Here is an 11,359-nt window from a genome sequence, read left to right on the forward strand (position 1 = left end):
GTTGCCAACATGCTGGATTTGGTTACTTCAAAAGCAAAAAAATGGACTCAAGGTGATTTAGCTGCTTCTATCAGCGATAAAAAAATTAAGGGGATAGGAGAACGCACAATTAATGGGATTTTTGCAAAGGCAAATTCATTAAATAAATCAATTGGTTAGTTTTGCATTTTGTTTTTACATTTTTGCTTGCAATGCTATCTGCACATTAAAAGTTTTTAATCCCCCTTGTTATTTTAACGTAAACAGGGGGCTACATGCCGCAAGTACCACAATCACTTATCCGCTTATCAGAAGTCCAACGCCGAACTGGTTACAGTAAAGCTTGGCTTTACCGTCTTATCAGCCAGAATCGCTTCCCTTCCTCCATTAAAATCGGTACCCGTTCTATTGCCTTCGTTGAAAGCGAGATTGACGAGTGGATCAACCAACGTATTGCTGAATCCCGCAAGGAGGTCGCCTAATTATTTATATAGGGTGTGCATTACTTGCGTGTACTTGCATTCGGTTTAATCCAACATTTGATTTTCGTCGCTACAGGTACCAAACGATTTAACGAAGGATAATTCAACATGAAAAAATTAAATGCCTTAATTGGCAGCGGCCAAACTCAGCCTAAAATCGTACTCAGCGGTATTAACGTTAATGGCTTGCCTATCGAGTTTGTAGATCAATGGACAGAGTATTGGACTAAGCAAAGTTTCGCTATTTCAGTACCTGCCAATATTCGTCGCCAGTATTACCCCGATGATTCAGCGTTCAGTGTAGCCATGCGCAAAGCTGGCTATGTGCCAGTTCGTACTCGAAAGCTGACAGGGAAAGACGGGCGATTCTGGTTGTATCGAGTAACCGGCAAAGATAAGGGGGTTGTCGCACCAGTTCCCGCTAATAGCAAGGCTTACAACCCATTTGTGCAGGTGTCACATAAGCCTCGATATGGTTATAACGAGGTCGCTTTAGATGGGGAATTACTTCATGTATACGGTGACCACATCCGTTTACTAACTAAAAAGCGGGTTCGTGTGAATGGTAAGCAGGTTCAGGGCTACACAGCTAAAGGTCTGCGTGTGGAGGTGATGGGATGATGCTAACAACTCAAGCAGTCACCCTGAACCGACTATCTTTGAGCGAGTCGCATACTAACCTGGTAATTTCGGGCCAGTTGCAAAAAACTTTGCGGGTGACTTTCGGTTACTTACAAACATCACTCAACTCATTGATTCTTTCGAAGAGCGCCATTAGCGTAAGTCGGGAAACCAAACACGAACAGTATTCGGGTTCAGGCAAAGAAAAGGGTAGCACTGTGAATGCTACCCTTCTGGGTTACTCAGATGGTTCGGCTTTGGACTTCTTACGCTGGCGGCGTTTGATCTCACCTAGCATTGACGTTGTTATGAACTGCCCAGTACTTTCACCTTTTTCTTTTACTAACTCCATACCTTCAATTATTTCATGTGGTATGCGAGCTGTTAAGGATTGTGACTTTGCATTTTTTGAACCCGTCGCCATATGCTGCTCCCATGTATTTTGGTGTAAGACAGTATACACGGTAAATATTCTATTTAAAGACTTGACGTGTAAGACACCTTGTAACTATATTGTGTCTTACACCTTGCCTTTGTCATGGTGTGAAAATAGCAACGCCCCAGAGTGCGGGAACACTGCTGAGGCGTCTAACCACAATGTAAATGAGGCTTACACTATGGCATTACAACATAGTACCCAAACTCGCCCTAAATTTCAGTATCTCTTTCTCGCCATGTGCCGTTCTGACTTGAACGCTAAACCGCACCGTGAATCAGTAACTGCCCATTCTGAACAAGATGCCCGCCGCTCTCTGGCTGGTCAGTTCGTACTTTCCTTTGCTGGTCGTATTCCTGCACAGGGGGTATGCAATGCTTAAAAAATACCGTGTTGAATTTAGCGCATTAGACGCTGCTGGTGGTGATCTCAAACTGTCATGGTGTGGTGAAGCTGAAAGCCTTGATAAAGCATCAGCCTCTGTTCTCTTGGGGGCTACAGAGCGTCGGTTAAGCAACATTCAGATCACCAGCATCATGCAGCTCCTTGATGAGGATGATATCTACCCACCTTCATACAAAGAGACTCAGGCCCTGATTACTGAACTGATGGGCAGCCGTGGTAAGCCAATCCCTGATACCAGCGAGAATGTATCCCGCACTCGGTTACTTCGCGTTAAAGAAGGTCTGCTTCATTTGTTGACGGTTGTTATTCCTCTGATTGAGAACGAGCAGCAACGATTGCAGGTGTATTGGTGGGCTGAGGCGGTACATAACATCGTACGGTTTGAAGAGCATGACGCGAAAAATGAGCAGGGGGTGTGCAATGTCTAAAAAAACTGAACTGGTACTCGTTGAGGCCCAAAATCTACAGATTATCGAATATCGAGGTCAGCGTGTTTTGACCACCGAGCAAATGGCAGCCGGATACGGTGCCCCCGTTGATCGCATCCGTCAGAACTTTAATCGCAATAAGTCTCGGTTTGTTGAGGGTAAACACTACTTCCAGATTGAAGGTAAAGAACTTGATGATTTGCGCGTATCTTTTAGCGACGCACAAATTTCTTCGAAAACTCGCAGCCTTACTTTATGGACAGAACGCGGTGCGGCGAACCATTCAAAAATGCTGGAAACCGATCAGGCGTGGGACTACTACAACGACCTCACTGAGTTTTACTTCTCCCGACGTGATGCATTGCCAGCACCTGCAACCATTCCCGACCTAAGTCGTCTGGAAATTCTTCAGTTAGCTATCGACTCCGAGCAAGGCCGTTTAGCTGAAAAGCAACGCGCCGACAAAGCTATTCGTACCAAAGGCCAGATTAGCCGTAAACGTGAAGCCAGCGCCCTCGGCAAACTAAGTGCAGCCACTCGCAAATGTCGTGTACTGGAAGAACGGCTGGGGGAAAGTACAAAGCATGCCACGGTGAAAGCTGTAGAAAATGTGACTCATCAGAAGTTTGCGTGGCATCCGTTGCGGAAATGGTGTCTTGAGAATGGCTTTAAACCAGAGATTGTGCCTGACCCACAGTATGGCTCTGTAAAATCATGGCCTCGCGAAGCATGGCTGGCAGTACATAGTATCAATCTGTCTGATGTTATGGGGGTGACTTATGGATAAGTTAGCGCCCTGCGAAGTTTCCGATCTTCTCAGTGAAATTGCTTCAATTTTAAAAGTCAGTTCAATGCTGATTGCTAGTGAGGATGGTAACGACACGGGTTATGAACTTCTTTGGATCGCTCAGGAACGCGCTGAAAAAGCGGCGAAAAATATTAAGGGGGTGAATTATGGGCCAGCCACAGCCAAATGATCGTTACAAAGACAGTCATGGCTCATTGGTCACTGTCGATTCCGTTGCCTTTAATCGCGTTACCTTTAGCCGTGACGGATATTCATCGCCCTGCATTATGCCACTGGCACGGTTCGTTACTGAATTTACCTTTATCGGGAGAGCATAACCATGAAAGCCAATGAATCAGTACCCCTGGATATTGCCACGCATAAGGCTGGTCAATTAAATGCTCTCTTGCTGTTGATGTTTGAATCCAATATTGAATTAGATACTACTGACGAAAAGGAATTATTAAGCCTTGCATTGGATCTCGCTGGACCAGTAGCGGTTCATTTGCTTGAGCGGGAGGCCGGACAAAATGGAACGCCTTGATAAAGCCAGTAGCTAAATGCCCTGTATTTAATTAGTTAGCATTCCAACATCTCAAAAATAACAGCCATCAGGCTGGGGACTCGCTCGGCCTGATGAAAGGAAAGGATATATTTATGACGAACCTGAATCATTCAATTGAATTAAATCGTAAACATATTGCAGTGGCATTTATCGCTTATTGTCAGAAACGAAATAGAGGCGAATCCATTGCCAATGTCATTATTAATTCTAGAAAGGTTGTTGTTCTGGAAAACTTAACTGAGGCAGCAATTTGTAATTGCCTTATTCATTCTTTGGAAGTGCTTTGTTTTCAGGAATTCGGGCGTGATGACGGCTCGCGGATTCTTGTGGAAACCTACACCCAGATGCTGAGTAAAGATAACAGTAAATTGACACCACACGGCGTCGAGACAATGACGGAAGTCATGAAGGCTACAGTCGTAGATACTTTGGCTAATCCTCACGATAACCGGCATGGACTGGTATTCAGTCAGGACGGTGCAGCATGAAGCCATCCATCGACATGATCCGTGAAGTTACGGCTCAGGCCACCAATCGTTGGCGCGATATTCTTGGTTATCTCGGTATTGATGTACCGGAACGGCCTCGCGACCATTCTGCTTGTCCGGCATGTGGTGGCAAAGACAGATTCCGATTTGATGATCAGGATGGACGTGGGACCCATTTCTGTAATCAGTGTGGTGCCGGTGATGGGCTTGAGCTGGTACAGAAAGTTAAGCAATGCACCTCCACTGAGGCTGCGGTCATGGTAGCAGATGCACTGGGAATGGATCCCGACTCGCGAGTGTCTGCGACGGTACCTGCTAAATCTGTAAAACAGCTGGTACAACCCGGTATCCCGATAGCGGATAAGGTTGCGGAGTTGGTGGCGAAAACGGTACCTGGTGAATCTCAGTACCTACTTAATAAGGGGCTTCCAAGCCCCCCTCAAGCCCTATTGAGTGACGGTTCTTTACTGCTGGTACTGCAAACAATGGAGGGTGTAGTAACTGGTGCGCAGGTGATTAAGCCTGATGGCACCAAACGTCTGATATCTGGAACCATCAAGAAAGGTTCGTTCATTCCTGTGAGGCTTCCAACTGCTCTGGATGATGATCCGATTGTCACGGTGTTAATTGCAGAGGGTAACGCAACCGGCGTTACAGTTTCGTTACTGAGTGATGGGGTTGTGCTGGCCGCTATTGATGAAGGGAACCTGATCCATATAGCGAAAGCCAGCCGGGAACGTTGGCCTGATGCGAAAATTATCATTGCTGCTGATAACGATCTTAAACCCGGTGAAAAGAATGTCGGGAAAGAATCTGCTGAGAAAGCGGCTACCGCGGTGAATGGCTGGGTTGCCTTACCACCGACAGACCATAAAGCCGACTGGGATGATTATCGTCAGCAGTATGGACTGGATGCGAGTATTACCGCGTTTGCTGATTCTCTATATCAACCACATATTTTGGCAGAAGAGGAGCCTCCGGTAGCGGAGCCTCAGGATGTCAGGCGTCCATATGTTGATGAGCGTAAAGGGGGCATGTATTGGGTTGAACCCAAACTGGATAAAAGTAACGGCAATATTACGGAAAGAGAAAGCTGGCTGAGTGACCCGATATCAGTTGCGGGGATAGGTGAAGACGATAACGAGCGGTATCTGATCCTCTCCTGGACGCCGGAGGGTAACAGTACCGAACGTTCAGAAGCTTTACCCATGCGTGACATTGGCGAGCGGGAAGGCTGGTCGCGGCTGCGGGCTGGTGGTTTATCTATCACAGCCAAGAGTGGATTACGGGCAATACTGGCTGACTACCTGCAACGCAGTGGAGAGCGGCAGCTTTGGACAGTTGCCAATGCTACTGGTTGGCAGTGTGGGGCATACATCATGCCGGATGGTTCGGTGATTGGCGCACCTGCAACCCCGGTACTCTTTAATGGTCGCTCATCGGCGGCAAAAGGCTACACCACCAAGGGGACCCCCGAGAGCTGGCGCAATAATGTAGCCAAACTTGCTCGAGGTAATCCCTCCATGATGTTGGGTATTGCCTGTGCCTTTGCTGCTCCGCTGATTGGTCTGGCTGGTGCGGATGGTTTTGGTGTTCATTTATTCGGTGGCTCCTCCGCGGGTAAAACCACGACGGGTAATGCGGCTACCACTGTTTATGGCGAACCCGAAGCGCTGAAGCTGACGTGGTACTCAACAGCGTTGGGATTGGTAAATGAAGCTGCGGCGCACAATGACGGTTTTATGCCACTGGATGAGATAGGGCAAGGCAGTAATAAACGCGCAGTTGCTGATGCTGCTTACGCTTTGTTTAACGGCGTCGGCAAAATTCAGGGGGCCAAGGAGGGCGGTAATCGGGATGTGAAACGCTGGCGCGCAATGGCATTCAGTACCGGTGAAATCGATCTCGAAAGTTATATCCGAGCTGATGGTGGCAAAGTAAACGCGGGCCAACTGGTTCGGCTCTTAAATGTGCCTATCACCAAAGCAACTAAATACCATGGTTTCAAGGACGGTAAAGCGCATGCAGATTCTATGCGAGATGCCTGTAAAGACCACTACGGTGCGGTAGGGCGGGAATGGATTAAGTGCTTAGCCAGCCAGAAAGAAGTAGCAGCGCAAGCTGTCAGGGATGCGGAACGTCGGTGGATAGCATTATTACCCGATGAAGCCAGTGAGCAGGTACGCCGTGTTGCATCGAGGTTCGCCATACTGGAAGCCGCTTTGCTGCTTTCCAAACACCTTACCAGTTGGAGTGAGCAAGAGTGCCGTGACGCTTTACAACATGGCTTTAATGCATGGGTTAATGATTTTGGTATGGGTAATCGTGAATCAAAAGCATGGGCGGAACAGGCTGAATCTTTCTTGCAACGCTTCGGTTATAGCCGTTATTTGCCACACCCTGAAACGGATCCGCGAGATTTACCAATAAAGGATTTGGCGGGATATCGAGAGAAAAAGCCGGGACTCGATACATTGGTATTTCATACTTTTCCCTCAGTCTTTCGAAACGAGATTGCCGTAGGTGCCAATGCGGTGGCTTTTGCTCAGGCTCTCGTGGATGCCGGTATGTTGGATAAACCGAGCAAGGGGATCACTAAGAAAACGCTCAGAATTGACGGTAAGCAGCCTCACTTCGTGGTGCTCATGATGCCAGATGATTTGGAGGAATAAGCAGATCGCCTCCATTTGAACTGACCTGAATCGGATAAATCATTCTCTCTGGCGGGGTATTACACCAATGCTCTGACAGAGAGTAAAAGAATACAGGGTATGCATATCATGAGAATGACAAAAGAATTACGTGCTGAGGTATTTCGGCTTAAACAATCAGGCATCGGTTATAAACGGATAGCCGATATGACTAATTTGAATTTGAGCACGGTAAAAAGCGCCTGTAAGCGGTCTGGGTTATTTGCTGATAATCCAGAGCATGCAGCGATGTTTGAGATACCAGAGAAGCAATACAGTACCGCACTTATCGTGCCCAAGCCCTTACCAGTGCAGAGGCGCATTACGGGAGATAGGCAGACCGACGCTTATTTGTGGGTGTTGGAAGTTATCAATACCGGCGAACCGGGACATATTGCCGCGGCAGAGGAAGCCTTGCACAAACTGACTATCTCCCCCAAAGATGCTCGTGATAATTACACTCGTTATTTGGAAGCGAATGGTGCTGGGTGGACTGCTGGCTTTTCCACACTAATGATGGGGGACCCACAGCATTATATAGACCGAGCCAGAACACAATATTCCCGTGCAGCAGAGGTCAGGGGAACATTCGGCAGTTATGAGGCAGCTCTGGAGCCTACTCGAGCCGAACAACTAATGGAGGTGGCCTATGGCGATATCTATGATGATGATTTTGGCTGGACACCTGAGGAAAAAAAGAAGGGATGTGTTGAGGGTAAGCGAGTTACTGATGTATGGGACCTGCGAGCGGAAGCGTCAAAGGGTTTCGCTGGGGTTTTACCAGAGCCTCATACGCTTTCTGATGTCGTAAGGGAGTTTCAATATTGGCAATGGTTATACCAGACACGAAATGCTGCCTGCAAGGAAATGGATCCTGGTGGATATGGTTATGATTGTGACGGCCCTATTTCTGACCGTGAAACCTACCTTGATAAGAAGCTTGAAATCATCCGCCCTCGCCATCAACGAGAGGCACTGGATGTATTGAAATGGTATTTGCAAAGTGAGCGACATCAGGATTTTATTGGCTCAAATAGTGATGCGGTATATCTAAATTTGATAGGAGTGCATGAGTGCGTATAGGGGATGCAAAAGCAGAAGCATTGGAATAGACGGGGATCTGGTGATGAATGCACCTGTAATAAACGACTTTGTTAAATAAATCAATTAACGTCGCCTAACGTGCTGTCATTGTGGCAGATATTACCGTTATTTACTCATTTGTCGTTACGATTTATGGTAATATATCTACATAGCTAATCAATATAAATAGTGAGTCGTATATTAAATACGGCTCGCTTTTTTATTGGGTAACGTCCAGGGATTCAGAGGGGTATCCATAATATGCGTGATATTCAATTGGTATTAGAACGTTGGGGCGGTTGGGCAGCAAATGAAGATAGTGGCGTAGGTTATTCCCCCATTGCAGCAGGATTTAAAGGTCTGTTAACTAGCACTACAAAGTCGCGGTTATCGTGCTGTGATAATGATGGTCTGCTGGTAGATGCGGCAGTAGGCCGACTGAAGAAAGCTGGGCGAGATGAAGATTATAACCTGATAGAGCAGCACTATAAGAAAGGGATATCAAAATCAGCAATAGCCAGGAAACAGAAGTGCTCGGAGGGAAAAATCAGACTCAAGCTCATGATGGCCGAAACCTTTGTTGATGCTTGCCTGATTATGGCTGGGGCTAAATTAGAAATGGATGAGTGGACACATAAATCTGACAGTGCAAAAACTGTATCTGACCTATTCTGTAGCAAGGAGTTGATAAATATGAGCGTCGGCTAAGTGCGTGAAGCGGACGCTAACTGAGCTATTCATTGGGAAGCAGATCAACTTAGCGTCGCCCTAGTCAAATAAAAGCCCCCTTTATTTGGAGTCTCTACAGACGGTTATTTCTGCATACGTTTTCGTACCATTGGCTCTCCTCGACTAAATCTGGAAGATTGGCAACGCATCAAACAATTTTGAATATTTATAACTTTAAAAAGTGGGCTGTTTTAAAATCCCATGAAGGATTTATCAACTTATGAGTAACTTTTGAAAATACCGTGCGAATACTCAGTTGAGACTGACTGTCCGCAAGAATAGCTTTACCCTCATCAGTTAATGGGGAAGCACTTGGAACTGCGGGTTTATCAGCGGTATTGTCAGGTACATCCAACTTAACGAAAAAACTAATCATGTTTTTCAACGTATGCGGGTTTAGATGTGAAACCGTACTATCACCCTTATGCGTCCGCCTTGCAGCATTTTTGAAGAGTTCATCAAACTTTTGTTTCTGTACAGCTGAATTAGCCTTCCGAGCCCCTTCCAGGATTGAAGAGGAAGCTCTTGAGCTATTAATTCCAATCTTATTATTAGTCATTTAAGTCACCTGAGTTCCATGGGTTCAGATCATAAAATTATCAACGCGATTTTAACTCATAAATAAGAGTATGTAACTTATCCAGTCATTGTTGTCATGAAGTAGTCTACCTACTGGATAAACCACCAGTGACCTGCTCCCGCTTGATTAACACAATTAACTGTTTGTAACGTCTGCTTTCTGGCACGAAACTGCCCACTGCAGCACCAAAGGTACCGCTATGAACGAGATGCAGACTTTATGTCAGCAAACTATCATTCAACAACTCCATTTCTTATCAAGCGATATGAACAGATGGATGATGGACTCGAAAAATGTGGGATATTACGGTTTATCCAATGAACGAATAAGTGCACAAATGTCCCGCATTAGATTCCGTGCTGTCGGGCTTATACCCCCAAGCTGAAAGAAACCGTGAATGACGCCGAAATAGCGTTGTGCTGTGCAATTTACCCCTTGCTGAGTAAGGCGGACAAATAGCGCTTCACCTTCATCGCGCAACGGGTCGTATTCCGCTGTAACGATATGCACTGGTGGCAACGAAGATAAATCACCATGCAGTAACGGACTGACTTCAGGATGAGTAAATTCAGTATGAGGAAAATAGGCTTCGAAACCGCTAAGTAGCGTGTCGCTTGTTAGCACATAATCGTTACCATTTAGCTTGTGGCTTTCAAATGATGCAGTTGCATCCAGCATGGGGTAAATAAGTACCAACTGCTGGGGCAGCCATTGTTTGGTGTTTCTCAATCGAAGTGCTGTTATCAGGGCAAGATGGCCTCCCGCGCTATCCCCCATTAATGTTATATGGCTTCGATCAATGCCTAACGCTTGTGCGTGTTGCCAAACAATGTTCGCAGCATGTTCCGCATCATCATGTGCAGCGGGATAAGTATGTTCTGGAGCTAAACGATATTGTACCGCAACGACTCTACAACCACTCAGGAAGGCAAGTTGGCGCAGCTGATTATCATGTTTTAAAAAACCGCCACTCACAAAACAACCACCATGATAATAGACAATCGCAGGCAAAAATTCCCCCTCATTTAAGGGCGATACGATACGCAACGAAACCTCTTGAATAACCATATCTTCAACATTTACGCGCTGCTCAATATCACCGGACAGAGCTGTGCTTGCAACATACGTGGCACGACGTTCTTCAAATGTCTGATTACGAGATGACGGGCGACCTGCTGCGATAAAGTCGTCAACAAGCCTAGCGATTGCCGGCTCCAGAGTCATGAGGTTGTCTCCCAGATTGAGAATATTTTGAAAAGCTAATTCAGGAGTGTAATTTGCCAGGAAGAATATGAAAAGTCAGGAAACCAATATTCATAATACCAAATCTTAAATCAGTGCAACTTCCTGTAGTTAATCACACGATTTATCTGGGGCGTTATCTTCTGACAAGTAAGTGTTGCCTCGCTGTATTAGTATGTTTTAGTGCGTTGAATGTTCGGTATTGGCACCGAGCTGGCTGTCAGATCTGATTGGTCCAGAGTACAATGGGTGTAACAGTAAGTATGAACTAATAAAAAAACGTATAAAAAGCTATTCGTTACGAATTTTACCTATTACTCTGCTAAGAGTGGTTACTTTGTCACGTAGCTTACACAATTTAAAAGACCTCGCCTCGGCGGGGTTTTGTCGTTTTGTGATGTATGACAATTATAAGCATAGTTATGTTTACTCTTTGTTAATATTAATAATGTAAATTGTATGATGCTGTGATAGTTGCTTTGTAACGATTGTTGGCTCAGTCGTCCTACCCGTGGAGTTAGCACAGCACCTAATTCAAAGCCTCAGTTAATCGCTGGGGCTTTTTTACATACGGGATTATCCCTTATGTAGAATCAGCCAAAAAGAGTGAACCAACATTCACATGGGTACTGGATTGGTTAATCCAATCGTTGTGAAACAGTATCCAGCCGAATGTTGATTATTGGGTGCAAAAAAACTCACCACCGCTTATCTTGGTAAGGGGTGCTAATAGGCGAATACCAGGGAAGTTTTTACTGCCAGATATCATATGATTGTTTTATTTAATTAATGTGACTTAAGTTAAATTGAATGGGTAAGTTAATAAAATTCATGAAAATATACT

At 45.7% G+C, this 11,359-nt stretch carries 15 protein-coding genes; 12 read left to right on the top strand and 3 right to left on the bottom strand.

What is annotated here, in order from left to right; genetic code table 11:
- The first annotated feature begins 254 nt into the window (after positions 1-254).
- Positions 255-461 carry a helix-turn-helix transcriptional regulator gene (locus tag V2A85_RS18310; RefSeq protein WP_145559377.1) on the top strand — a complete coding sequence of 69 codons (207 nt, stop codon included), beginning with the start codon at positions 255-257 and terminating at the stop codon, positions 459-461.
- A 108-nt stretch (positions 462-569) separates the two neighbouring features.
- On the top strand, positions 570-1,082 hold the full coding sequence (locus V2A85_RS18315) for a hypothetical protein (protein ID WP_226719089.1): 513 nt from the start codon (positions 570-572) through the stop codon (positions 1,080-1,082).
- A gap of 238 nt (positions 1,083-1,320) precedes the next feature.
- Here the strand turns inward: V2A85_RS18315 and V2A85_RS18320 are convergent, their stop codons facing one another.
- Complete coding sequence (locus tag V2A85_RS18320) at positions 1,321-1,506, bottom strand: YlcI/YnfO family protein (RefSeq protein ID WP_420072036.1); 186 nt, start codon at positions 1,504-1,506, stop codon at positions 1,321-1,323.
- A gap of 193 nt (positions 1,507-1,699) precedes the next feature.
- Between V2A85_RS18320 and V2A85_RS18325 the strand changes: the two genes are divergently transcribed.
- The 10 genes from V2A85_RS18325 (at position 1,700) to V2A85_RS18370 (ending at position 8,672) form a co-directional block, all read left to right on the top strand.
- Positions 1,700-1,900 carry a host cell division inhibitor Icd-like protein gene (locus tag V2A85_RS18325; protein ID WP_420072037.1) on the top strand — a complete coding sequence of 67 codons (201 nt, stop codon included), beginning with the start codon at positions 1,700-1,702 and terminating at the stop codon, positions 1,898-1,900.
- Positions 1,893-2,351, top strand: a complete 459-nt coding sequence (locus V2A85_RS18330) for a hypothetical protein (protein WP_420072038.1) — start codon at positions 1,893-1,895, stop codon at positions 2,349-2,351. The genes V2A85_RS18325 and V2A85_RS18330 overlap by 8 nt, the downstream gene beginning before the upstream one ends.
- Positions 2,344-3,138, top strand: a complete 795-nt coding sequence (locus tag V2A85_RS18335; protein ID WP_420072039.1) for an ORF6N domain-containing protein — start codon at positions 2,344-2,346, stop codon at positions 3,136-3,138. Before V2A85_RS18330 ends, V2A85_RS18335 begins: the two co-directional genes overlap by 8 nt.
- Positions 3,131-3,328: a hypothetical protein gene (locus V2A85_RS18340; protein WP_032905635.1), complete on the top strand. Its 198-nt coding sequence runs from the start codon at positions 3,131-3,133 to the stop codon at positions 3,326-3,328. The genes V2A85_RS18335 and V2A85_RS18340 overlap by 8 nt, the downstream gene beginning before the upstream one ends.
- Positions 3,306-3,476, top strand: a complete 171-nt coding sequence (locus V2A85_RS18345; RefSeq protein ID WP_032898472.1) for a DUF4222 domain-containing protein — start codon at positions 3,306-3,308, stop codon at positions 3,474-3,476. Before V2A85_RS18340 ends, V2A85_RS18345 begins: the two co-directional genes overlap by 23 nt.
- Before the next feature lie 2 nt (positions 3,477-3,478).
- Complete coding sequence (locus V2A85_RS18350; RefSeq protein WP_050288465.1) at positions 3,479-3,682, top strand: hypothetical protein; 204 nt, start codon at positions 3,479-3,481, stop codon at positions 3,680-3,682.
- Between the two features lie 113 nt (positions 3,683-3,795).
- The gene (locus V2A85_RS18355; RefSeq protein WP_420072040.1) at positions 3,796-4,191 is read left to right on the top strand and encodes a hypothetical protein; all 396 of its coding nucleotides are present in this window, start codon (positions 3,796-3,798) and stop codon (positions 4,189-4,191) included.
- A complete protein-coding gene (locus V2A85_RS18360) occupies positions 4,188-6,863 on the top strand; it encodes a DUF927 domain-containing protein (protein ID WP_420072041.1) in 2,676 nt (891 codons plus the stop codon). The genes V2A85_RS18355 and V2A85_RS18360 overlap by 4 nt, the downstream gene beginning before the upstream one ends.
- A 99-nt stretch (positions 6,864-6,962) precedes the next feature.
- Positions 6,963-7,964 (top strand): hypothetical protein, encoded by a 1,002-nt coding sequence (locus V2A85_RS18365; RefSeq protein WP_420072042.1) that lies wholly within the window; start codon positions 6,963-6,965, stop codon positions 7,962-7,964.
- A gap of 261 nt (positions 7,965-8,225) precedes the next feature.
- Positions 8,226-8,672, top strand: a complete 447-nt coding sequence (locus tag V2A85_RS18370; protein ID WP_420072043.1) for an antiterminator Q family protein — start codon at positions 8,226-8,228, stop codon at positions 8,670-8,672.
- A gap of 187 nt (positions 8,673-8,859) precedes the next feature.
- Here V2A85_RS18370 and V2A85_RS18375 read toward each other — a convergent pair whose 3' ends face one another.
- Both V2A85_RS18375 and V2A85_RS18380 read right to left on the bottom strand, forming a co-directional pair.
- The gene (locus V2A85_RS18375) at positions 8,860-9,252 is read right to left on the bottom strand and encodes a hypothetical protein (RefSeq protein ID WP_420072044.1); all 393 of its coding nucleotides are present in this window, start codon (positions 9,250-9,252) and stop codon (positions 8,860-8,862) included.
- A gap of 324 nt (positions 9,253-9,576) precedes the next feature.
- Positions 9,577-10,497 carry an alpha/beta hydrolase gene (locus tag V2A85_RS18380; protein ID WP_420072045.1) on the bottom strand — a complete coding sequence of 307 codons (921 nt, stop codon included), beginning with the start codon at positions 10,495-10,497 and terminating at the stop codon, positions 9,577-9,579.
- Positions 10,498-11,359: the final 862 nt, after the last annotated feature.

The sequence above is a fragment of the Yersinia sp. 1252 StPb PI genome (genome assembly GCF_048593885.1).
GTDB classification, from domain to species: Bacteria; Pseudomonadota; Gammaproteobacteria; order Enterobacterales; family Enterobacteriaceae; genus Yersinia; species Yersinia enterocolitica_E.